The 23,915-nt window shown below is 57.7% G+C and carries 20 protein-coding genes and 1 tRNA gene; 13 read left to right on the top strand and 8 right to left on the bottom strand.

The features are described from left to right. Positions 1-382 precede the first annotated feature (382 nt). Positions 383-1,927 (top strand): trimethylamine methyltransferase family protein, encoded by a 1,545-nt coding sequence (locus tag ACR0BF_RS05315; protein WP_480472943.1) that lies wholly within the window; start codon positions 383-385, stop codon positions 1,925-1,927. A gap of 52 nt (positions 1,928-1,979) precedes the next feature. Here ACR0BF_RS05315 and ACR0BF_RS05320 read toward each other — a convergent pair whose 3' ends face one another. Beyond that, complete coding sequence (locus ACR0BF_RS05320; RefSeq protein ID WP_480472945.1) at positions 1,980-2,225, bottom strand: EF-hand domain-containing protein; 246 nt, start codon at positions 2,223-2,225, stop codon at positions 1,980-1,982. 537 nt (positions 2,226-2,762) lie between these two features. After that, positions 2,763-6,383, bottom strand: a complete 3,621-nt coding sequence (locus tag ACR0BF_RS05325) for a vitamin B12-dependent ribonucleotide reductase (protein ID WP_480624426.1) — start codon at positions 6,381-6,383, stop codon at positions 2,763-2,765. 541 nt (positions 6,384-6,924) lie between these two features. Here ACR0BF_RS05325 and ACR0BF_RS05330 point away from each other — a divergent pair. After that, positions 6,925-7,359, top strand: coding sequence for a hypothetical protein (locus ACR0BF_RS05330; protein ID WP_480624427.1), 435 nt, complete (start codon positions 6,925-6,927; stop codon positions 7,357-7,359). A gap of 14 nt (positions 7,360-7,373) precedes the next feature. On the opposite strand, the gene ACR0BF_RS05335 is transcribed toward ACR0BF_RS05330, so the two are convergent. From ACR0BF_RS05335 to pdxH, 4 genes are all read right to left on the bottom strand, one after another. Then, positions 7,374-7,450 (bottom strand) — tRNA-Pro (locus ACR0BF_RS05335). Between the two features lie 43 nt (positions 7,451-7,493). Then, entirely contained in the window at positions 7,494-7,961 is a 468-nt protein-coding gene (locus ACR0BF_RS05340) for a DUF192 domain-containing protein (protein WP_480517144.1), read from the bottom strand. A 7-nt stretch (positions 7,962-7,968) separates the two neighbouring features. Beyond that, positions 7,969-8,475: a cold-shock protein gene (locus ACR0BF_RS05345; protein ID WP_480517748.1), complete on the bottom strand. Its 507-nt coding sequence runs from the start codon at positions 8,473-8,475 to the stop codon at positions 7,969-7,971. A gap of 142 nt (positions 8,476-8,617) precedes the next feature. After that, positions 8,618-9,223, bottom strand: a complete 606-nt coding sequence (pdxH, locus tag ACR0BF_RS05350) for a pyridoxamine 5'-phosphate oxidase (RefSeq protein ID WP_480517750.1) — start codon at positions 9,221-9,223, stop codon at positions 8,618-8,620. Between the two features lie 135 nt (positions 9,224-9,358). Here pdxH and fabI point away from each other — a divergent pair, with 135 nt between their 5' ends. From fabI to trpE, 5 genes are all read left to right on the top strand, one after another. Continuing rightward, positions 9,359-10,165 (top strand): enoyl-ACP reductase FabI, encoded by an 807-nt coding sequence (gene fabI / locus ACR0BF_RS05355; RefSeq protein ID WP_480603528.1) that lies wholly within the window; start codon positions 9,359-9,361, stop codon positions 10,163-10,165. Between the two features lie 4 nt (positions 10,166-10,169). After that, a complete protein-coding gene (gene gpt, locus ACR0BF_RS05360; RefSeq protein ID WP_209503823.1) occupies positions 10,170-10,679 on the top strand; it encodes a xanthine phosphoribosyltransferase in 510 nt (169 codons plus the stop codon). Between the two features lie 21 nt (positions 10,680-10,700). Beyond that, on the top strand, positions 10,701-11,876 hold the full coding sequence (locus tag ACR0BF_RS05365) for an aminotransferase (protein ID WP_480624428.1): 1,176 nt from the start codon (positions 10,701-10,703) through the stop codon (positions 11,874-11,876). Positions 11,877-11,956: 80 nt separating this feature from the next. Then, positions 11,957-13,798: a SurA N-terminal domain-containing protein gene (locus ACR0BF_RS05370; RefSeq protein ID WP_480624429.1), complete on the top strand. Its 1,842-nt coding sequence runs from the start codon at positions 11,957-11,959 to the stop codon at positions 13,796-13,798. Positions 13,799-13,809: 11 nt separating this feature from the next. Beyond that, positions 13,810-15,321 (top strand): anthranilate synthase component I, encoded by a 1,512-nt coding sequence (trpE, locus tag ACR0BF_RS05375; protein WP_480517153.1) that lies wholly within the window; start codon positions 13,810-13,812, stop codon positions 15,319-15,321. A gap of 44 nt (positions 15,322-15,365) precedes the next feature. On the opposite strand, the gene ACR0BF_RS05380 is transcribed toward trpE, so the two are convergent. Continuing rightward, entirely contained in the window at positions 15,366-16,793 is a 1,428-nt protein-coding gene (locus ACR0BF_RS05380; protein WP_480624430.1) for a divergent polysaccharide deacetylase family protein, read from the bottom strand. Positions 16,794-16,992: 199 nt separating this feature from the next. Between ACR0BF_RS05380 and ACR0BF_RS05385 the strand changes: the two genes are divergently transcribed. The 6 genes from ACR0BF_RS05385 to lexA all read left to right on the top strand — a co-directional run bounded on the left by ACR0BF_RS05385 (position 16,993) and on the right by lexA (position 21,818). Continuing rightward, positions 16,993-17,574, top strand: a complete 582-nt coding sequence (locus ACR0BF_RS05385; RefSeq protein ID WP_209503818.1) for an anthranilate synthase component II — start codon at positions 16,993-16,995, stop codon at positions 17,572-17,574. After that, entirely contained in the window at positions 17,571-18,590 is a 1,020-nt protein-coding gene (trpD, locus tag ACR0BF_RS05390; RefSeq protein WP_480624431.1) for an anthranilate phosphoribosyltransferase, read from the top strand. The genes ACR0BF_RS05385 and trpD overlap by 4 nt, the downstream gene beginning before the upstream one ends. After that, entirely contained in the window at positions 18,587-19,399 is an 813-nt protein-coding gene (gene trpC / locus ACR0BF_RS05395; RefSeq protein ID WP_480621839.1) for an indole-3-glycerol phosphate synthase TrpC, read from the top strand. Before trpD ends, trpC begins: the two co-directional genes overlap by 4 nt. Next, on the top strand, positions 19,399-19,872 hold the full coding sequence (moaC, locus tag ACR0BF_RS05400; protein ID WP_480472966.1) for a cyclic pyranopterin monophosphate synthase MoaC: 474 nt from the start codon (positions 19,399-19,401) through the stop codon (positions 19,870-19,872). The genes trpC and moaC overlap by 1 nt, the downstream gene beginning before the upstream one ends. Next, positions 19,869-21,041 carry a molybdopterin molybdotransferase MoeA gene (locus ACR0BF_RS05405; RefSeq protein WP_480624432.1) on the top strand — a complete coding sequence of 391 codons (1,173 nt, stop codon included), beginning with the start codon at positions 19,869-19,871 and terminating at the stop codon, positions 21,039-21,041. Before moaC ends, ACR0BF_RS05405 begins: the two co-directional genes overlap by 4 nt. Before the next feature lie 78 nt (positions 21,042-21,119). Then, the gene (lexA, locus tag ACR0BF_RS05410) at positions 21,120-21,818 is read left to right on the top strand and encodes a transcriptional repressor LexA (RefSeq protein WP_480472970.1); all 699 of its coding nucleotides are present in this window, start codon (positions 21,120-21,122) and stop codon (positions 21,816-21,818) included. Here the strand turns inward: lexA and ACR0BF_RS05415 are convergent. Next, positions 21,812-23,860: a ComEC/Rec2 family competence protein gene (locus tag ACR0BF_RS05415; RefSeq protein WP_480624433.1), complete on the bottom strand. Its 2,049-nt coding sequence runs from the start codon at positions 23,858-23,860 to the stop codon at positions 21,812-21,814. The two genes, lexA and ACR0BF_RS05415, sit on opposite strands and share 7 nt — an antisense overlap. Positions 23,861-23,915: the final 55 nt, after the last annotated feature.

A 23,915-nucleotide genomic window follows, 5' to 3' on the forward strand; every position in this document is an offset into this window, starting at 1 on the left:
GATCAGAGGCATGACTTCAATTCAATCTGTGACCTGCTGCTCATAATTTAACTCCGTGCAGCAGACCTTGGAAGTAAGTGAATGCAGTATAACAGATTTCTTCCAAAACGGGCGAAAATCTCGGCGTTTGGTTCTCTGACCCCATAAGCCGTGAGAATTGTCCATATGAATAATCATCAAAGGTCGCAAATAGAACAGATTGTGTCGCCGCGTTTTGGAATTGTCGCGCAAGATGTTGAGGGGCAAAATGGCAGACGATGACTGGAAAATCAGCCTGATCAGCCGCACTATTGGGGCGGATCGCGGGCGTGCCGCACGAGGACGGCCGTAAAGGTGTGCTTGCAGACACCTTAAGACATCACTCAACGACCGGATTCTTGAAATGAACGACCAACCCCGCAATTCTTCGCGCAGTGGCGGCCGCGCCGCGCGCCGTGCTGCCCGTGCAACCGCACTGCCTGAGCACCTGCGACCTGTCCGCCCCGGAATGGAAGGTGGCGTCCTGAATGTACTGACACAGGCGCAGATCGAACGCATCCACGAAGCAGCACTTACCGCGCTTGAAACCATTGGCCTGGCGGATGCCCCGCAAAGTGGCATTGACTATCTGGTCGGTGCGGGCTGCACCTTGGGTGACGATGGCCGTATCCGTTTCCCACGTGCCCTTGTCGAGGACACGATTGCTAAGGCGAACCGCTCAGTCACTTTGTACAGCCGGGATGGAAACACCGATCTGGAATTGTCGGGCACCAAAGTGCACTACGGTACGGCCGGGGCCGCCGTGTCCATGGTCGACGTCCACGGTCGGGAATATCGCCATTCCACCGTGCAAGATCTGCACGATGCCGCGCGAATCTGCCAACAGCTTGACAACATTCACTTTGTGCAGCGGCCAATGGTCTGTCGTGACATCGCGGACAACCTCGAAATGGACCTCAACACAATTTACGCCTGTTGTTCTGGGTCCTTCAAACATGTCGGGACATCCTTCACCGAACCAAGCCACGTCGCACCGGCGATGGAGATGATCTATATGATTGCCGGCGGTGAAAACAAATTTCGCGAGCGCCCCTTCGTTTCGAACTCGAACTGCTTTGTTGTTCCTCCAATGAAATTCGCAACCGAAAGCTGCGAAGTGATGGAAGCATGCATCAAGGCCGGTATGCCTGTCTTGTTGCTATCTGCCGGTATGGCCGGTGCCACAGCGCCGTCGACCATCGCCGGTGCGATCACGCAAGCAACTGCGGAATGCCTGGCGGGATTGGTTTATGTTAATGCCGTAAGTCCCGGTGCCCCGGCGATTTTCGGCACCTGGCCCTTTGGTCTGGACCTGCGGACCGGTGCCATGTCGATTGGTTCAGGGGAACAGGCCCTTCTGACTGCCGGATGCGCCCAGATGCACCGGTTCTATGACTTGCCGGGCGGAGCTGCGGCTGGCGCATCGGATTCGAAACTGCCCGATATGCAGGCCGGCTGGGAACAGATGTGTTCGAACGTCATGGCAGGTCTGTCCGGTCTGAACATGGTGTATGAGGCGGCCGGGATGCATGCCTCGTTGCTGGGGTTCTGCCTGGAAAGCCTAATCCTCAGCGATGATCTGATCGGACAGGCGCAACGCTGTGTACGCGGGATCGAGGTGACGGATGACACGCTGGCACTGGATCAAATGGCGGCGGTATGCATGGGCGGCCCAGGCCACTATCTGGGAACTGACGCAACGCTGAGCCGGATGCAGTCAGATTACGTCTATCCAACATTCGGAGATCGCTCCTCGCCGAAAGAGTGGGTGGAGCTTGGCAAGCCCGATCTGGTGGAAAAAGCCGTAGCCCGGAAAGAGGAAATCCTTTCCACCCCTTCCCCTGCAAGGTTCGACCCGGTTCTGGACGCCGAGATTCGGAAAAAATTCAAAATCCATCTTCCCGCCTAAGGTGATGGAAAATGCGGCCCGAAATGGATCGGGCCGCCTGTTCATTCGATGCCTACCCGTCGCTGGGCGGCAGCAATCCTGCCTCCTGCGCGATCGCGACCTCGTCTGCATCCAACGCTCCGTCACCATTGGCATCCATGGCCGAGAAAGTGTCAGCGTTGATTTCCGGTACGACTGCCTGAATTTCCTCGATGGTCAAAAGACCATCACCGTTGGTATCGGCTGAGGATTGGGCCGAAGCAACGCCGGGCAAGCCCAGAACGGCCACGGAAAGCCCGATCAAATAATGCGATTTCATTTCAGTGCCTCCTGAAAGGTGTGTTTGTGTTTACGTCCGGACAGCGCCCAGAAGCACATGGACACCCCGGCGCGTCACGCGCTTTGGTAGAACTTCGTGATTTCACGCCAATCTTCGCGTGTTTGCCCGAGTCGGGTTTGCGGCCCTCCGCCTGAAGAAGGCGGCAAAACCTGTATCGGCGGCTCTTGCCCGACAGGACCACCTCAATCCGGCAATGTGGCGCTTATCCGGGACGACTCGGCGGGTAAAAAGAAAGGGGGCCGAAGCCCCCTGTCAGTTTCGCCTTCCAGGCTCATTTCGTTGACCGCCCGGTGTTTTTTTGCCTGCGGCCTGGACTGCGCATGGGGCGAGCGCACCCGCCCCGTGAAAGAGTGGGAAGGAGCAAATATTCCGCCCCACCCTGTTCCCGGCCAACACGGGCATGTCGGCCGAGTGGAGAATGGTCAGTCGGTAACAGACCTGTTCTCCGTATTCGTCGGGGTCGGTTACTTAGGGCAGCGTCCGACCCCTACGCCCCGGGGTGCCAGGGCGTTAAATTCAGCTACACCCGCTTGTCGCGCCGCAGGTGTTGCACTTCATGCAAGTTCCGTTTCGTACCAGCGTGTAGTTTCCGCACTCGCCGCAGGGGTCGCCCTCATAGCCCTGCATCTTGGCTTTGGTGCGGGCGTCCATCCCTGTTGCCACTGCCGTTTCGGTGGCAGGCGCTTCAAAGACAGTTGCTGTTTCTGCTAAACCGGCCACGTCACCATAACTGCCGTTGAACACCATCAGATCCTGCGGCAGACGCTTGCGCAGATACCCGGTTGAACTGATTTGTTTTAACACTTCCAACGACTTGGACGCCGCAGTTTCACTGATTTCCGAGACGTTGGAAACGCCTTCCTCTTCACCGCGTCCCAGATCATCAAAGGTAGCACCCTCGGGTTTCACATGGGCCAGATCGGTACGGTCCAGATAAGACACGGCCAGTTCGCGGAAGATGTAATCCAGGATCGACGTCGCGTTCTTGATCGAGTCGTTGCCCTGCACCATCCCTGCCGGTTCGAACTTGGTAAAGGTGAAGGCGTCGACAAATTCCTCCAGCGGCACGCCATATTGCAGACCGACCGACACGGCGATGGCAAAGTTGTTCATCATCGCCCGGAAGCCAGCACCTTCCTTGTGCATGTCGATGAAAATCTCGCCCAGTTGACCGTCTTCGAACTCACCCGTGCGCAGATAAACCTTGTGGCCGCCAACGATGGCCTTCTGTGTATACCCCTTTCGGCGATGCGGCAGTTTCTCGCGATGACTGCGGATAATTTCCTTGACCACAACCTTCTCGATCACCTTTTCGGCCAGAACGACGGCTTTTTCCTGAGCAGAGCCGCTTTCCAGCACCTCGGCCGCCTCGTCATCATCCTCGACCAGCGCAGCCGCAAGGGGCTGAGACAGTTTCGAGCCATCACGGTACAGCGCGTTGGCTTTCACACCCAGCGACCAGCTAAGTTCATAGGCCTTCTGGCAGTCTTCGATTGTTGCATCATTCGGCATGTTGATCGTTTTGCTGATCGCACCCGAGATAAAGCTTTGTGCCGCTGCCATCATGGTGATGTGGCTGTCAACCCCAAGGAAACGCTTGCCTTTCTTGCCGCACGGGTTGGCGCAGTCGAAGATCGCGTAGTGTTCTTCCTTCAGATGCGGTGCACCTTCCAGAGTCATGGTTCCGCAGACGTGGTCGTTGGCCGCGTCGATATCCGCGCGGGTGAACCCCAGATGACGCAACAAATCAAAGGTCGGGTCATTCAGCTTGGTCGCCGGAATGCCCAGAACACCGGTGCAGAAATCTTCACCCAAGGTCCATTGGTTGAACACAAACCGGATGTCAAAGGCGCTTTCCAGTGCGGCGTCCACCTTGGCCAGTTCATTGGCACCAAAGCCGTGGCCAGTCAGTGAGGTGTGGTTGATCCCCGGCGCATTGCCGATTGTGCCGTGACCGACCGCGTAGGATACAATCTCTTCGATCTGCGACGAGGAATAGCCCAGCTTTTCCAGCGCAGATGGTACCGAGCGGTTGATGATCTTGAAGTAACCGCCGCCTGCCAGTTTCTTGAACTTGACCAGCGCAAAATCGGGCTCGATCCCCGTTGTATCGCAATCCATCACCAGACCGATGGTGCCTGTGGGGGCAATCACCGTGGCCTGTGCATTGCGGTAACCGTTCTGCTCGCCAAGGCTCAGCGCCTCATCCCAAGCGGACATGGCCAGATCGACCAAACGCTTGTCGGGGCAGTTGCCATGGTCCAGAGGCACCGGCTTGACGGCCAGTTTCTCATACCCCTCAGTCACACCCTGCGCCGCGCGGCGGTGGTTGCGGATGACGCGCAGCATATGCTCGGCATTGCGCTTGTAGCCCTTGAACGGGCCAAGCTCACCGGCAATTTCAGCTGAAGTGGCATATGCCACACCGGTCATGATCGCGGTCAGCGCACCGCAGATCGCCCGCCCCTCGTCCGAGTCATAGCTGTAGCCCATGTTCATCAACAGGCCGCCAATGTTGGCATAACCAAGGCCCAGCGTGCGGAAGTCGTACGACAGCTGCGCGATTTCCTTTGACGGGAATTGCGCCATGGTCACCGAGATTTCCAGCGTCAGCGTCCATAGGCGCGAGGCGTGCATGTAATCGGCGGCCTGGAACTCACCGTCCTTGAGGAAGGTCAGCAGGTTCATCGAGGCCAGGTTACAGGCCGTGTCATCCAGGAACATGTATTCCGAACACGGATTCGATCCGCGAATTTCACCATCTTCAGGGCACGTGTGCCATTCGTTGACCGTGTCGTGGAACTGGATACCCGGATCCGCACAGGCCCAGGCGGCGTGGCCAACCTTTTCCCACAGATCCCGTGCCTTGACGGTCTTGGCGACCTTCCCGTCAGTGCGGTTGATCAGTTCCCAATCCGCGTCTTTTTCCACCGCGGTCAGAAACCCGTTGGTCACGCGGATCGAGTTATTCGAATTCTGCCCCGAGACCGAGCTATAGGCTTCCGAATCCCAGTCTGTATCATAGGTCGGGAACTCGATGCTGTCGTGGCCCTGCTTGGCGTAATCCAGAACGCGTTTGATATAAGTTTCCGGGATCGCGACCTTTTTTGCCTCTCGAACCGCCGTTTTCAACGCGTCGTTCTTTTTCGGATCGTAGGCATCTTCCTGCGCGCCGTCCCACGTGCGGATAGCCTCGAAAAGGCCGTTCAGCATCTTCTCGTGCATCTTCGATCCGGCAACGATCGAGGCTACCTTCTGCTCTTCAATCACCTTCCATTCGATGAATTTCTCGATGTCAGGGTGATCTGCATCGACGATCACCATCTTTGCTGCCCGACGGGTTGTCCCGCCTGATTTGATCGCGCCAGCGGCGCGGTCGCCGATCTTGAGAAAGCCCATCAGCCCCGAAGACTTACCGCCACCTGACAGCGCCTCGCCTTCTGCACGCAGATGGCTGAAGTTGGTCCCGGTGCCCGAGCCGTATTTGAACAACCGTGCCTCGCGCACCCATAGATCCATGATGCCGCCTTCGTTCACCAGATCATCATCAACGGACTGGATGAAGCAGGCATGTGGCTGCGGATGTTCGTAGGCGGATTTGGATTTGGTCAGCTTGCCGGTCTTATAGTCGACGTAGTGGTGCCCTTGCGCCGGACCGTCGATTCCATAGGCCCAGTGCAGGCCAGTATTGAACCATTGCGGGCTATTGGGCGCGGCGCGCTGAGTCGCCAGCATGTACCGCATCTCGTCGAAATAGGCGCGCGCATCCTCCTCGGTCGAAAAGTAGCCACCTTTCCACCCCCAGTATGCCCACGCACCGGCCAGCCGATCAAAGACCTGCTTTGAGGAAATTTCGCCCTCGAACTCAGCATCTTCAGCGGGAACCGACCGCCAGAGGAACTCGGGAACATCTTTTTCCTTAACTTTGGTCAATTTGGACGGGACGCCAGCCTTGCGAAAGTACTTCTGGGCGATCACGTCGCTTGCCACCTGCGACCAGGTTGACGGAACTTCGATCCCTTCCAGACGGAATACAATGGTTCCATCGGGATTGCGGATTTCAGATGTCGCGGACACAAAATCCAGTTCCGAATAGGCATCCTGATCTGGTTTGGTGAATTTTCTTTCAATCTTCATGTCCGCAGCCCTAGTTAAATTCCGCCTAATTTTCGGTTCACGGCACTACATTTTGAGTTGCGGAGCACCACCCGCAACGCCGACAGAAGCGCGCAAAGGTACTGGACGCTGCTTTGGACAGCGAAAAAGCCGTTACAACGGCTGCACGTTAATAGACTGTGCTTATCCGACCCTCGCCTGTTGCCGTCCCGGCTTGAACACCAGATATTGTGGCAATCTCTTCGGCTCATACAATTTGACGTATATTGCCATAGAAGGTCAACGCCCTTTTTCAGCCAAATTTGAAATCTTTTTTGTTGACCAGACCCAGACATGAGAGGAGTCAAACTCTGGGTACGATTCCTCCACAGGCTCGCCTGCGGTAAATTTTCGGTCACGACTCGAAGTCTCAATTCGAATTACCGTTTTTACCAGCATAGTTATCTGTATTTGATCAACCAACACCTCGCTGGTTAGGCTGCAAAGGAATCAGCTTCGCCGGGTCTGTCAAACTCACACTGAACGACCAAAGGTTCACTTCGAAATGAGAAAGGCCAAACGAATGAAGTTGCTTCGCTTTATCCCCGCGTTGGCCTGTATCGTGGCCTGCACGCCACAAGAAACGCCCACCCCGTCACGCAGCGCGCTGTTCGAAACCCATCCCAAAAGGTTATTTGAAGCATTCGAAACCAGTTGTTCTGGTCCCGGCAAGGTCTATGAGAAAATCGGCGAACAGGCTTTTGAATGCAGCGAGTATCTGCCCCCAAAAGCGGCTGCCTATTTGATTCTGAACTATGACGGATTTCCGCAGGACCTGCCCCAGAGCGTCATGCGCCTGACATCGTCAAAAACAGGGTCCGGCTATCGCGTTGACGCACGATCGTACTTTAAAGTGCCGCAGAAAACCGGCGCAATCGTTGAGGTTCCACTGGAAAGTGACGTGCTGGATCAGGCGATCAGCTCGTTGTATCTGGCGATGGGCGGCACGCCCACATGAGAATGTGAAGGAAGTGGTCGGGGCGGCAGGATTCGAACCTACGACCCCCTGTACCCAAAACAGGTGCGCTACCAGACTGCGCCACGCCCCGGACCGTGCGCCTTCCTAACGATGACAATCTGATTTGAAAAGCCCTAACAGGGCCAAATCGCAGGACCTTGCGAAAAAATTTCGTGCTGCATCTGAGTGCCGACGCCGATAGAGTAGCGCGCGGACAATCCGGCATTGATTTCCAGCACCGCAAAAACGGCATCCCCACCTTCAATCGGTGTCAGATCGCCGGGAATCGCACTCTCATGCACATGTGTCACTGTGCCCGTACGGTCCAGAAATATCATGTCGAGCGGAATCAGCGTGTTCTTCATCCAAAACGCGACAGGTTGCGGTGGATCGAACACGAACAGCATACCGGATCGATTCGGCAACGACTCGCGAAACATCAACCCCTTTGACCGTTCTTGAGGCGTAACCGCCATTTCCACGTCAAATCGGATTGTCGCGCTGTCGTTTCGGAGTGTGACACGGCCGGCGCTGCACGCAGCAAACGCCCCCCCCGTCCACAGCGTGATCAGAAGCGTCCAGAATACCAGAAAACGGGTCATGGAACGGTCAGCCGTCCAGCGCGGCTTCCCAGGCGAGAACCTGCGCCGCCATTCGGCCACGTTTGCCGTCAATTACGCGCATCGCAAGCGCCTCTCCGGGCTGAAGGTCAGCAAGCCCCGAGCGCCGCAACACTTCGATATGCAAGAACACGTCTTCGCCGCGCCCGAAAACATTTGCGAACCCGAAGCCCTTGCCTTTGTCGAACCACTTCACCCGCGCGGCCTCCAGAGGGGCTTCTGTGATAGCGTCCGGATCCAACTCGGCGAAATCGGCCAACATCATCGACTCGGCGCGCGCCGGCGGGTCGATTGCAACAACCTCAACCGCCTGAACACCTCTGTCCGTGCGGTGTGTCATGATCTCGATACCTGCTCCGTCCGCGACGGAACTTTGGCCGAAATTGCGCAATACGTTCACATGCAACAGAATATCCGGGCCGCCTTCGTCAGAAACAACAAAGCCGTATCCCTTGGCGGGATCGAACCATTTTACGTGTCCACGGACGCGATACATGTTGTTCAGGTCTTCAGGCACGGTTTTCCCATCGCGAATTTTAGCAGTTCGTTAAGGGTCTGTTGTTTATGGGATTGGTAGACAATTTCAAGCCGAAAAAGTTGTTTACTTTCTGCTTGTTGCATTTCACGACACGTGAACGTCATGGATTCAACCTTTCAACATGCCATGCCGATCCCGGCTCAATTCGTTGCCATCTGAACCGATCATGCAAGCGGAACGCTCCATCGGCCCAGAATTCTATCTCTGTCGGCGTCAATCGGTACCCGCCCCAGAATGGAGGACGAGGTGGATTCGGCCCAAGTTTAGCAGTCACTTTCGCGACCTCTGCCATCAAAGCTGTCCGACTTGAAAGCGGTTGTGACTGCTTTGAAGCCCAGGCACCCAGTCGGCTTTTCAGTGACCTCGATGCATAATACGCATCAGCCTGGGGCCCGTTTTCACGACATACTGTACCACGAACACGAAGTTGACGCCGCAAAGATTTCCAATGCATTACAAATGCGGCTTTTTCGGACGTATCCAGCTCGTTCGCTTTGGCGCTTTCGTAGTTTGTATAGAAAACAAATGAATCCGCTTCGATTTCCTTCAGCAGAACCATGCGTGCATTTGGCAAACCGTCCGGGTCAACGGTTGCAAGCGCAATCGCATTCGGATCGTTCAATTCGGTTTCCTGGGCCTCAGCCAGCCACCGGGCCGCTATTGCAAACGGATCGGAGCCAGCAAAGATGCCATCACGCTCGGTCATTTCCATCCCCTGGAAAGTATTAATGACGAGCCTAAGGCGAGAACCCGCTGCGAGCAAGAGCGCACGGCCTTGATGCAGCGCTACCAATGGCATAAACCATGCCAATCTAACGCGAAGACAGGCGGAGAACCAAACATGTCAAATCAGTTGATGGCCGGCAAACGTGGCCTCATCATGGGACTGGCCAATGACAAATCTATCGCATGGGGAATCGCCCGCGCCTTGTCCGAAGCCGGAGCTGAACTTGCCTTTTCCTATCAGGGTGACGCCCTAAAGAAACGTGTGGACCCACTGGCTGCGCAACTGGGTAGCAAAATCGTTCTGCCCTGCGACGTGAGCGATGAGGCTTCAATTGATGGGCTTTTCTCGGCACTGGAAGAGAAATGGGGCAAGCTGGACTTTGTCGTCCACGCCATCGGTTTTTCTGACAAGAACGAACTGCGTGGGCGCTACGTGGATACCAGCCGGGCCAATTTTACGCTGACGATGGATGTATCCGTCTATTCGTTCACCGCAGTTATGCAGCGCGCGGAAAAGATGATGTCTGAAGGCGGCAGCGCCATAACGCTGACCTATTACGGAGCTGAGCAGGTGATGCCCCACTATAACGTGATGGGTGTTGCCAAGGCCGCTTTGGAAGCGTCGGTCAAGTATTTGGCGGAGGACCTGGGCAAGGACGGCATTCGCGTGAACGCGATTTCGGCCGGTCCGATCAAAACGCTGGCCGCCAGCGGTATTGGCGATTTCCGCTACATCATGAAATGGAACGAATACAACTCTCCGCTGCGCCGCAACGTGACCATCGACGATGTCGGCAAGTCGGCCCTGTACCTGTTGTCAGACCTCAGCAGCGGCGTCACCGGTGAGAATCTGCACGTGGATTCGGGCTACCATATTGTCGGAATGAAGGCCGTTGACGCCCCAGACGTGGAAAAAGGTTGAGAACATGAGCGCTAAGGACCGCCTGCCGCACGAAAAAGGATTTCACATCAGCTGGGACCAGATCCACCGCGACTCGCGCGCATTGGCGTGGCGTCTGGATGGGCAAGGCCCCGATGACGGCAGCTGGCGTGCTGTCGTGGCGATCACCCGTGGCGGCATGGCCCCTGCGATGATCGTAAGCCGGGAACTGGATATTCGTACCGTCGATACGGTCAGCGTGAAATCCTACCACCATCAAGCCCAGGGAGAGGCGGAAGTTCTGAAAGCACCCGATGCCAAGCTAATGGGTGACGGAACCGGAATTCTGATCATCGACGATCTGGTAGACAGCGGAAAAACCCTGGAGCTGGTTCGGGAGATGTATCCGAAAGCGCATTTTGCGACGGTTTATGCCAAACCCAAGGGACGCCCAATGGTGGATACGTTCATCACCGAAGTCAGTCAGGACACGTGGATCTTTTTCCCGTGGGATATGGCCCTTCAATATGTCGAGCCCTATCGGGGCACCGATTGAAATCAGATCAGTAGGCAGCACATGACGCTCAGCCGTACCGCCGCAACATTCGCGCCGCCAGTAATGGAAGCGCGCCGATGGGTCGAGGGCGTTTCGTTCCCACCCGAACGTCCGTTGATCAACGTAAGCCAGGCGGCGCCGGTTGACCCGCCGCCACTGGCCTTGCGCGAGGCTATGGCCGAATTTACCGTGCGCGAAGACCATGCGCATCTATACGGCCCTGTGCTGGGAAATGACGATCTTCGCACGGAACTGGCTGCGCAGATCAGCGCGCATTATGGGGCAAAGGTCGAGGCACCTCAGGTTGCTATCACCTCAGGCTGCAATCAGGCGTTTTCAGCAGTGATATCGGCCATCACCGGTGAAAGGGATGAGGTTATTCTTCCAACTCCATGGTATTTCAATCATAAAATGTGGCTGGATATGTCGGGTGTCCACGCTTTGGACCTGAAGTCCGGCGACGATTTGCTGCCCGACCCTGAGAGCGCACGCGCGCTGATCACGGACAAAACACGTGCCATCGCTCTGGTCACGCCCAACAATCCCGGCGGCGTTGAATACCCGGCAGACCTTGTCCGCGCCTTCTTTGAGCTTGCGCGCGAAACCGGGATTTACCTAATCGTCGACGAAACCTACCGTGACTTCGACAGTCGCAGCGGGCCGCCACATGATTTGTTCCAGCAACCAGACTGGGAACAGACGCTGATCCACCTGTATTCCTTCTCCAAGGCATACAGGCTGACGGGTCATAGGGTCGGTGCCATTGCAACGGGCCCTGCACTTCTGGCTGAGGTCGAGAAGTTTCTCGACACCGTTGCCATTTGCCCCGGTCAGATCGGACAGTTCGCCGCGCTTTGGGGTATGCAAAACTTGTCGCAATGGCTGGCAGGCGAACGCGACGAAATACTCGACCGTCGCGCTGCCATCCTTGAGGGTATGCCCGCACTGGAAGCCAATGGCTGGCGTCTTTTGGGACTTGGGGCGTATTTCGCCTATCTGGAGCACCCGTTTGACATTCCGTCCGACGAACTTGCCAGGCGTTTGGTGCGTGAAGCCGGTGTTCTGTTATTGCCCGGTACCATGTTTATGCCCGATCACCACCCGGACGGGAAACGGCAAGTGCGCATTGCCTTCGCCAACCTCGACCGCACAGGTTTGGGCCAATTGTTCGAACGGTTGCAGGGCCTGTCCTTCTAAGCTTGCCCCCCGGCGGTGTGCGTCGTATTCAAGGCGGCAACCGACAGGGCAGAACGCTGCCGTAATAACAAGAGGGCACCATGGCCGCAGGCGCTAAAAGTCTTTCGAAAACCTTTGTCTGGATTCTGATGGGCATGCTGATGCTCGGGCTCGCGGGGTTCGGCGCGGTCAACCTGAGCGGCACAGTCCGTACTGTGGCGCAAGTTGGTGATGAAAGCATCTCGATCGATGATTTTGTCCGCGAGTTGCAGCGCGAGATCCGCGCGGTTGAGGCGCAATCGGGTCAGCCCCTGCAAATGTCGCAGGCGCGCGATCTGGGGCTGGATCGAAACGCGCTTGCCCGCCTGACAGCCTTGGCGGCACTGGACAATGAGGTGAGCCAGCTCGGGATCTCCATTGGGGATGAGAACCTGCAAAAAGAGATCGTGTCTGTCCCGGCCTTTCAGGGCGTAGACGGCAATTTCGACCGCGAGGCATACCGCTTTCAGCTTGAACAGGTCGGCATGACGGATTCCGAGTTCGAGTCGGACCTGCGCAAAGAATCCGCCCGTACGATCGTTCAAGGTGCGATCATGGGGGGTGTGGAAATGCCTGCCACCGTGACAGACACAATGGCCAACTATATTGGTGCCCGTCGCAGCTTTACCGTTGCGACGGCAGGGGCCGAGGCTTTGGAAACCCCCGTCGCCGAACCGACTGACGCGCAGATTCAGACCTACTATGACGAAAACGCTGAACAGTTCACCCTGCCCCGCACGAAACAGCTGACGTATGCGATTCTGTCTCCGGCCATGTTGGTGGACACGGTTGAGGTTGACGAAGAGGCTCTGCGAAAACTTTTTGAAGAGCGGTCGGCAGAGTATAATCAGCCAGAACGCCGTCTGGTCGAGCGCCTGAATTTCCCGGATGAACAAGCGGCCAACGACGCCAAGGCGCAGCTTGAGGTCGGGGGCACGACTTTTGAACAACTGGTTCGGGACCGTGATCTGGAGCTTTCGGATATCGACCTGGGCGACCTCACGCGTGAGGATCTGGGCGAAGCCGCCGACGCCGTGTTCGCGGCAGAACTTGACGCCGTTGTCGGCCCTCTGCCATCGGTATTTGGCCCCGCCCTGTTCCGTATCAACGGATCCCTGGCTGCAAACAGCGTTCCCTTTGAGGAGGCCGAACCGGCCCTGCGCGAAGAACTGGCGACAGAACGCGCCCGCCGCCTGATCGAGGCGCAGTCCGAAGATGTCAACGACATGCTGGCTGGTGGAGCGACTCTGGAAGAATTGGCAAATGAAACTGAAATGGAGCTGGGTCAGATTGACTGGACCCGCGACAGCGCCGAGGACATAGCGGCCTATGACGGGTTCCGCGCGGCCGCCGAAGCCGTGCAAGAGGGAGATTTCCCTGAAATCGCATTTCTCGAAGACGGATCGATCTTTGCCTTGCGCCTGAACGACGTTCTGCCACGCCGCCCTGAACCGCTGGAAAGCGCACGCGACCGTGTCGCCGCTGCCTGGGTACAGGCAGAGACCAATAAAGCCCTTTTGGACAAAGCAAACGCCGCACTGAGCCAACTGGCCACTGATGGTGACTTCGCTGCGACTGGCCTGCCCTTCCGCATTGAAAACGCACTGACACGTACCGCGTTTCTTGATGACGTTCCCGCCAGTTTTATGAACGAAGTGTTCCAGATGGAACTCGGTGAGTTACGCGTCATAGGTGGAAATGGTGCAGCCTTGCTTGTTCGTCTGGACGAGGTTCTGCCTCCCGAGGATTCCGACGAACTGCGCCGGTTGCGCGACGCACTGGCTGCGCAGATGGATCAGGCGCTGTCGCAAAATATTTTTGACGCATACGTACGGGACGCTCAGACCCGCGCCCGCCCGGTCGTGGATCAGCAGGCGCTGAACGCCGTGCAGGCGAGCTTTTAAGCGAGACCAAGATGGCCCTGACACCCGATTTCGATACCTTCGCGCGCGCCTATGAAGCGGGCGAAAACCAAGTGGTTTACACACGTCTCGCCGCCGATCTGGACACACCCGTGTCGCTGATGCTCAAACTGACGGGCGCGCAGAAAGATGCGTTCATGCTGGAGTCGGTTACGGGCGGAGAAGTGCGTGGCCGCTATTCGATCATCGGCATGAAACCGGACCTGATCTGGCGCTGCCACGGCGAAACGTCCGCGTTGAATCGTTCGGCGCGGTTCGACGCCGACGCCTTTGTCGCGCAGGACGGCAATCCGATGGACAACCTGCGGGCGTTACTGGCAGAAAGCCGTATTGAGCTGCCAGACGACCTGCCTCAGGCTGCCGCCGGGCTGTTTGGTTATCTGGGCTATGACATGGTCCGGCTGGTCGAATACCTGCCGGACGTGAACCCCGATCCGCTGGGGCTGCCAGATGCGATCATGTTGCGCCCGTCTGTTGTCGCAGTATTGGATGGTGTCAAAGGCGAGGTGACGGTGGTCTCACCCACCTGGGCAAGCGACGGTCAATCTGCCAAAGCTGCCTATGCACAGGCGGCCGAGCGTGTGATGGATGCGGTCCGCGATCTGGAACGCGCGATGCCCGCCGAAACCCGTGATCTGGGCGACGCGCGCGAAGTTGCGGCACCGGTGTCGAACTTCACCAAGTCGGGCTATATGGAAGCGGTTGAAAAGGCCAAGGAATACATCCGCGCTGGCGATATCTTCCAAGTTGTTCCGGCTCAGCGTTGGACGCAGGATTTTCCGCTGCCGCCTTTTGCGCTTTATCGTTCGCTGCGGCGCACCAACCCCTCGCCATTTATGTTCTACTTCAACTTCGGCGGTTTTCAGGTCGTTGGGGCCAGCCCCGAGATTCTGGTGCGTGTGTTCGGCAGCGAAGTCACCATTCGCCCGATTGCAGGCACCCGTCCCCGTGGCGCGACCCCCGAGGAAGACAAAGCGAACGAGCTTGACCTGCTGGCCGATAAGAAAGAGCTGGCCGAACACCTCATGCTTCTGGACCTCGGGCGCAATGATACCGGCCGCGTGTCCAAAATCGGTACGGTTCGCCCGACCGAAGAGTTCATCATCGAACGCTACAGCCATGTGATGCACATCGTGTCCAACGTGGTGGGTGAGCTGGCGGAAGACAAGGATGCCCTGGACGCCTTCTTTGCCGGGATGCCTGCGGGCACCGTCTCGGGTGCGCCGAAAGTGCGGGCGATGGAGATCATTGACGAGCTTGAGCCGGAAAAACGCGGCGTCTATGGCGGCGGTGTTGGCTATTTCAGCGCTGGCGGTGACATGGACATGTGCATTGCCTTGCGCACCGCGATCGTGAAGGATCAGAAACTCTATATTCAGGCTGGCGGCGGTGTTGTCTATGACAGCGACCCCGAGGCCGAGTTCATGGAGACTGTCCATAAGTCAAACGCCATTCGGCGCGCAGCGGAAGATGCCGCTCGGTTCACCGGAAACGGCAACGGTTAAAGAACAAGGCGGCTGATCAGGAGATCGCCGCCTGATTCAAACAGTCACTGCACCTGTTTCATCAAGACGGCCGAGATCGGCGCCATCGCCACCCGGTTCCCGCGATCTTCAAGACCCCACAGCAAAAGGGCTGAGATTGTCTCTGGCCGTACCCGCCCCAGCATGACAACGGTTCCTTCCTGACCCGCCCGGAACGCGGCCTGATCCAGGAACCGGCGCATGATTCTGGGATCCTGTCGCGCCCCATCGATATCGCGGAACACAACGCTGGACGGAATGCCATTGCGAACCGCAAGCTTCTGGACAGTGTTCAGCCCATTGTCCTGTGTGATCAACCCGCGTCCGGTTCCGGCAGCAATTGCCGCGACCTGATCGGCCAGCTTGCGGTTTCCCTGAATGCCGCTGTTCACGCCTTCCAGAATACCCACTGTTTCAGGCAATGTATCCAGCCACACGGACAGGGAAACTTCGGCATCCTGCGCGCTTGCTGCCTCGGGCAAGTCCGCAAGGGCCAGAACTTCGAACCCAGCCGCGCGGTGCCGTTCCATCTTTTCCGCCGCATCCGGATCAGACGGGTTCACGGCAAAGCTGATCGGGTAAGGGAAATCCTGCAACGCTTCGGCGCCGAATGCGCCTTCGTCATCAATCAGAATGATCGACATCAGCGGCTTAGATTCCGGGTTCTCGAACTTGGCAGCAAAACGTTCAATCGGTTTTTCCGCAGATGGCTGTTCGGAAATCGCCTGTTCTGCAACAGGCTCATCATCGCGTTCCGTCAACGGCAGGATACGTTTTCCGACAATCGAACTGGCACTTTCTTCCTGTTCTCCCCCGATCTGAGGCAACGCAGCAATGCGCGGAAGCTCGCGGGGCAAGGTGTCTTCATCCCCTTCCACCGCAATCGGACTGCTTTCAAATGAATTATCAGTCGTGGTGTCATTTGTTTGTGGATCAGCCTCGACCTGTGGCAACGGATTTGGTTCGGGCTCAAGAACCGCGACCTCGGTCGAGTCAGGCTCGGATGGAGGTGCGGGCGTTTCATCAATTACAACCGGCAAGGACTGTTCCTGCTGAACTGCGGGCACCTTGCTGGGCTCGGGCGGCGCAGCGGGGGCTTCGGTCATGACGGACACTTCGGTCGCGACCGTTGCAGCGGGCTCGTTCGGGGCCTCAGCCGCTTTGCCAACCTCGGGTTGGGGCTCGGATGACGCTTCCAGCCCGGACAAGTCGGCCAGATCTTCGCTGGCATCATCGGCGGCTTCTGGCGCACGCGGGGCCAGTTCCACCAGATCGGCATCAGAAACATCCTCGGCAAGTTCAGTAGGCGCCTCTGGTGTTTCTGAAACTGTCGGCGCTGGTGCTTCGGTCGCAACAACCGGTGTGTTGACCATCGGCGTGTTGAGCGACACGACCGCACCCAAGATCAAAACAACGATCGCCCCTGCGACCATTCCTCCGAAAAATCCGCCCATATTTCCTGCCTTTCGCCTCTTTTCCCTGCCTCGCCCTGCTCTGCGCCATCTGGTGTGGCGCTCGGTCAATTGGAGGCGTCAGAAACCGTATGTCCTCTTGACGCTGCCGCCCAAGCCTGAGCATGTATGTGCGGACATTATACCGTGGCCCGGGGTTGCATCGCCAGCCCGAAATGCCCAAGCGAAGATAAGTGCCCATATGCTGCTGCTGATCGACAACTACGACTCGTTTACCTACAATTTGGTACATTATTTGGGCGAACTTGGTGCCGAGATGGTCATTCGCCGCAATGATGCGCTGGATGTACAGGAAGCAATGGCCATGAACCCGGCTGGGATCCTGCTAAGTCCCGGCCCCTGCGACCCGGATCAGGCGGGTATCTGTCTGGCTCTGACCGAAGCCGCGGCCGAGACCAAAACACCCCTTTTGGGTGTTTGTCTTGGGCATCAGACCATCGGACAGGCTTTCGGTGGCAAGGTGGTTCGATGCCACGAAATTGTGCACGGCAAAATGGGCATCATGCACCACACCGGAAAAGGCGTCTTTGCTGGCCTTCCATCGCCCTTTGAAGCCACACGTTACCATTCGCTGGTGGTCGAGCGCGAGACGCTGCCCGACTGTCTTGAGATCACAGCCGAGCTGGAAGACGGCACGATCATGGGGCTGCAACACAGGGAACTGCCTATTCACGGTGTTCAGTTCCACCCTGAATCGATTGCTTCCGAACATGGTCACGCCCTTCTCAAGAATTTCCTGCAAGAACTGAAAGTCCCCGCATGAGCGACGCGCTGAAACCGTTGATCGGAGCAGCCGCCGATCGTCCTTTGACCCGCGACGAGGCCGAGACCGCCTTTGGCATCCTGTTCAACGGCGAAGCCACGCCAAGCCAGATTGGCGGGCTGTTGATGGCCATGCGTACAAGGGGGGAAACGGTTGATGAATATGCCGCGGCCGCGGCTGTGATGCGCGCCAAGTGCAATGCCGTGCGGGCGCCCGAAGGGGCGATCGACATCGTTGGCACGGGCGGGGACGGAAAAGGTACTCTGAATATCTCGACCGCGACGGCCTTTGTCGTCGCAGGCGCTGGCGTGACAGTCGCCAAACACGGCAACCGCAACCTAAGCTCCAAATCCGGCGCAGCGGATGCACTGGGTCAAATGGGCATCAACGTCATGGTTGGCCCGCAAGTCGTTGAAAGCGCATTGAAAGATGTCGGGATCGGATTCATGATGGCGCCGATGCATCACCCGGCTATTGCGCATGTTATGCCTTCGCGGCAGGAGCTGGGAACGCGCACGATTTTCAATATCCTTGGCCCGCTGACCAACCCTGCCGGTGTCAAACGGCAACTGACTGGCGCCTTTAGCCGCGAGTTGATCCGCCCCATGGCTGAAACACTAGGCTTGCTGGGGTCAGATCGCGCGTGGCTGGTGCACGGATCAGACGGGACAGACGAATTGACGATCACCGGTATCAGCTGGGTTGCCGCTTTAGAAGATGACGTGATCAAAGAGGTCGAGCTGCACCCCGAGGATGCCGGCCTGCCTGTGCACCCTTTCGAAGACATCCTCGGCGGAACCCCTGAAGAAAATGCCATCGCATTTCGTGCGCTGCTGGACGGCGCCCCGTCCGCGTATCGTGACGCCGTGTTGCTGAACTCTGCCGCCGCATTAATTGTCGCCGATGCTGCAAGTGATCTGCGCGAAGGCGTGGCCATGGCCGCCGAGAGCATCGACAGCGGTGAAGCCAAAAACAAAATCACGGCCTTGGCCGCCAAGACTCAGGAGGCCGCATGACCGAAACCGTTCTGGACAAGATCAAAGCCTACAAACTGGAAGAGATCGCAGCAGACAAGGCTCATAAGTCCTTGGAAACTCTGGAAAGTGAAGCACGCGCCGCTTCGGAAACCCGTGGGTTTGCCGCAGCTCTTCAAGCTGCGTCCCGGCAAGGTTACGGCCTGATTGCCGAGGTCAAGAAAGCCAGCCCCTCCAAGGGTTTGATCCGGCCAGATTTTGATCCGCCTGCCTTGGCCAAGGCCTATGAAGAAGGCGGTGCTACGTGTTTGTCCGTGCTCACCGACACGCCGAGCTTTCAGGGTGCCAAGGAATATCTAACACAAGCGCGTAACGCGACATCTCTGCCCGCTTTGCGTAAGGATTTCATGTATGACCCTTATCAGGTGGTCGAGGCACGTGCTTTGGAAGCCGACTGTATTCTGATCATCATGGCATCCGTCAGCGATGATCAGGCAGCCGAGTTGGAACAAACCGCTTTCGATTGGGAGATGGACGTTCTGATTGAGGTTCACGACCAAGCCGAGCTTGAACGCGCAGCCCAACTGAAAAGTCCTTTGATCGGCATAAACAACCGCAATCTCAAGACCTTCGAAACCACTCTTGATACGACTCGGCGCTTATCCAAACTGGTACCGGCAGACCGTACTATCGTCTGCGAAAGCGGGTTGGGCACGCCAGAAGATTTGCGGGATATTGCGCGCTATGGCGCCCGGTGCTTTTTGATCGGCGAAAGCCTGATGCGTCAGGACGATGTCGAAGCGGCCACCCGCCACATCCTGTCCAATCCGCTTATCCCCGGAGTGATGTGATGCCGCTGACCCATTTCGATGCTCAAGGTCAGGCGCATATGGTCGACGTCTCGGGCAAAGAGGTCACAGATCGTTTAGCCGTGGCTGTGGGTCACGTTAAGATGGCACCGGAAACCTATGAAATCATTTCAGAACAACGCGCCGCTAAGGGCGATGTTTTGGGCGTTGCCCGCCTGGCCGGCATCATGGGTGCAAAAAAGACGCCGGATCTGATCCCGCTCTGCCATCCTTTGCCAGTAACTAAGGTTGCCGTTGAACTGACCCTCGACCCGGATCTGCCGGGAGTTCAGATCGAAGCAACGGTCAAAACGTCAGGTCAAACCGGAGTTGAGATGGAGGCCCTGACCGCCGTTTCCACCGCGGCCTTGACTGTGTACGACATGACCAAAGCCGTCGACAAAGCGATGGAAATTGGCGGCATTCATTTAAGTCTTAAAGACGGCGGAAAATCAGGACGTTACGAGGCGAAATGATTACCGTCGAAGAAGCGCGCGCCCTGCTGTTCGATCTTGTCGGCCCTCTACCTTCGGAACAGGTTCCCCTGGCCCAGTCTGCGGGACGTGTTCTGTCGCACGAGGTTGTGGCAACGCGCGACCAGCCGCCATTTGCGGCATCTTCGATGGATGGCTATGCCGTCAAAGCCGACGAAGTCGAGCTTCATGCCATGTTCATAGTGGTGGGCGAATCCGCTGCGGGTCGTCGTTTCGACGGCTCGGTGGGCCCCGGTCAGGCCGTGCGTATCTTTACCGGCGCTCCGGTTCCCGAGGGCGCGGATTTCGTTGTGATTCAGGAAGATACCGACCGGCGTGACGATCTGATCACGATCACAGACGACCCCGGCCCCAAAACGAACATCCGCCCTGCCGGTGTGGATTTTATGACAGGCACCCCCATCACGGCACCGCGTTTGATCCGCGCCGAAGACATTGCACTGATGGCTGCGATGAATGTCGCGCGGGTCCCGGTTTCTCGAAAACCCGTCATTGCCCTGATCTCGACCGGCGACGAACTTGTCATGCCCGGCGAAGAACCGGGACCGGACCAGATTATCGCGTCAAACACGTTTGGACTGCGGGCATTGCTTGAGGGGCTCGGTGCTGTGGTTCGTGTCCTTCCGATTGCACGGGATACGGTCTCATCACTTGAAACGGCTTTTCACCTGGCACGAGGGGCCGATCTCGTCGTGACGATTGGCGGTGCGTCGGTTGGGGACTACGACCTTGTGTCTGACGTTTCGCAGGGGCTGGGGATGGATCGGTCTTTCTACAAGATCCGAATGCGCCCCGGAAAACCTCTGATGGCTGGTCGCATGGGTGACACCGCGATGGTCGGGCTTCCGGGGAACCCGGTCAGCGCGATGGTCTGTGGCTATCTGTTCCTTGCCCCGATGGTGCGGCGGATGCTGGGGCTGGAAATGGTTCTGCCACCCTTTCGCTCTGCCCGGTTGACCGAACCACTGTCACAAAACGGCCCGCGCGAGCATTACATGCGTGCGGTTCTAAGCGAAACGGGTATCCAGGCCTGTGCAGATCAGGACAGCTCTCTGCTCAGCGTTCTGGCGCAGGCAAACGCCCTTTTGGTCCGTCCCCCGAACGACCCCGCCCGCAAGGCCGGGGAAACGGTTCGATACCTGCCGATCTGAGCTTCGCCCAAATTCATTGACACAAAACGTGAACATGCGTAGAACAAAAGAAAACGCATGAGCGACGAGGTGTGAGCAATGCTGACCAAGAAGCAATTGGATTTGTTGAAATTCATCCAAAAACGAGTGCAGGCGGACGGTGTTCCGCCCAGTTTCGATGAAATGAAGGCCGCGCTTGACCTGCGGTCGAAATCCGGCATCCACAGGCTGATCACTGCGCTGGAGGAACGCGGCTTTATCCGTCGCCTCGCGCATCGTGCCCGCGCGATTGAAATTGTGAAACTTCCTGAAAGCCTTGGCGGTGAACCAACTGCCGGATTTTCACCCCGCGTGATCGAAGGTGACCGGCCCAAAGGCCCCCGCCCGGCCAATATTGAACCGGTTGCGGTGGACGCGTTGGAATTGCCGGTGATGGGCCGGATCGCGGCGGGTGTCCCCATTGAGGCGATCAGCCACGTGTCCCATCACGTAGCGGTCCCCGGCCCCATGGTTTCCGGAAAAGGCCAGCACTATGCACTAGAGGTTCGCGGCGACTCGATGATCGACGCGGGCATCAATGACGGGGATGTGGTCGTCATCCGCGAAACCGCGACTGCCGATAACGGTGATATCGTGGTTGCACTGGTAGAAGATCAGGAAGCGACGCTGAAACGCTTCTTCCGCCGCGGCAACGCTATTGCACTCGAAGCGGCCAACCCGGCTTATGAGACGCGCGTTCTACCTGAAGAAAAGGTCAAGGTTCAGGGTCGCCTAGTCGGTCTGATCCGAACCTATTGATCCGGATTCAAACGACGGTCCCCGACGGGCTTCGGGGACCAGAGCCTGTGACCTGTCAGTTCCGCGCTTGAAGTCAACTTTCCGTCCGACAATGACAGGCTGCCGGTTTCGGTCAGGTGATCCGGATCGAAGACGGCGCACGCTCCCTCAAGGGTCAGCGCAACTTTCGAAACTATGATCTGGTTGTTCTTGCATTCGTCGAACGCGTGCGCGGCCTTTTTGCCCGAAATATGGATGATTTCCATATCCTGATATGGGTACCGCTGAACGGTGCTGCTGTCCGGCCATCTGCCTGCTGCCGCGATCTGATCGGCACCGTCACCGTCATTCTCAAGCCAGACGCTGGCAACAAACCCGCTGCCTTTGCTTCTGCTCAAAGCCCGGCCCTGAGCGGTCATCACGCCGACTAACCCCCCGTTTTCTGCGATCAGAACATCTGGCCTGTAGCCCGAGTTCCAAAGCAGAAATGACAGAACGACGGGCCCGACCCCGTACCAACGCGCGCGCCCTTGCCACAAGGCCAGCCACAAAGCACCAACAGCAACAAATGGCAATACATACCAGGGCGGGCTAACTACGAAACCCTGAGCACCGTCCAGGTGCGACACCCAGTTTGACACCCCCAAGATCCAATGCAGCGCCCAGCCCATAACGGTCAGCGGAAAAGCCTCCAATCCAAATGGGGCGGCCAGTGCGGCGACAACCGCCGCAGGCACAACTAATAAGCCCATGACGGGTACGGACAGAAGGTTCGCCAGCAATCCATAGTGAGACATCGTATTGAAATGCGCAGCGCCAATTGGGGCCGTGGCAAGCCCGGCTATCGCCGAGGACATCACCACACCAGCAATCGGTTTCAACCAATTCGGGCCGGGTAACGGACCCACCTGTTGCAATGCGCCGAAGACGGCAACCAGGGCTGTCGTTGCCGCAAAGGACATCTGAAACCCCGGACTCAGCAGCGACTCGGGCCAAAGAACCAGAACGATCAGCGCAGCAACGGAAACCGCACGCAACGAGATCGCGCGCCTGTCGATCAACACGGCCCCCAGCATGACACTGACCATGACATAGGCGCGTTCGGTTGCGATATTCCCGCCGGACAACAGCAAATAAATCGTCGCCGCGATCAGCGCGAGCACAGCCGCAACTTTTCGGACAGGTAACCGCAGCGCCACGAAGGGGATCAGTAACAAACCAATACGGCAGGCCACGAAAACAAAACCCGTCAGTAACCCCATGTGAAGCCCGGAAATGGCAAGCAAATGCGCCAGGTTCGACGCGCGCAGGGACAAGAGCGTCTCCTGCCCCATACCACTGCGATCACCTGTGGTGACGGCAGCGGCAAACCCACCGATTTCTCCGGGCAGGATTTGTTTCACTCGCCGCGATATGGCCATTCGGATTGCGGTAATTCGAACACCGCCAATACCGTCCTTGACTGGCGCAATCGTCAATACAGGAACGCGGGTATACCCGACCGCACCCAGCTCCTGAAACCAGGCATGGCGACGAAAATCGAACCCGCCAGGTTCAACCGGGCCCTGCGGCGGCGAAAGATGCGCTGTGGTCATGATCCGTTGCCCAGGCGCAAAAGGGTCTGTTGCGCCATGAACAGAAAGACGGATGCGTTGCGGCCTGCGCTCCTGCGGTACGTCCCCTACGCGCACCTGATCGAGCGTCAACCGCAACGCATCCGAGGCAGACCGATCCATGGCAACGACCCTCCCCTCGACAGGGCCATAGTACCGCCAGGACAGAACCGGTTCTGCCACCATATGGGCGCGAGTGCCCGCCAGTATGACACCGACCGCAATCAGCGCCCCCCCGGTCGCTAACGCTCCCATCCCCGGTGGCAGCCAGCGGCTCAGGACGACAAGAGCCAGGAACAAGCAAGAAAGACCAGCGTATACCGGCCAGCCAGGCTCGCTCCGGGCACCGAAATAGAGACCGATCCCCGTTGCCAGCATGACTGGCGTCCACGGAAACAGGTACCCTGTCTGGTGCAGCAGCGCGGCCTCGACCCGTGCAAGAACACGCATGGTTGCCCCCGTCCTTCGGGCTCGTTAGACAGGCGTCAAACTATGCCAGATACGG

The organism is Ruegeria sp. AG7 (genome assembly GCF_056541545.1).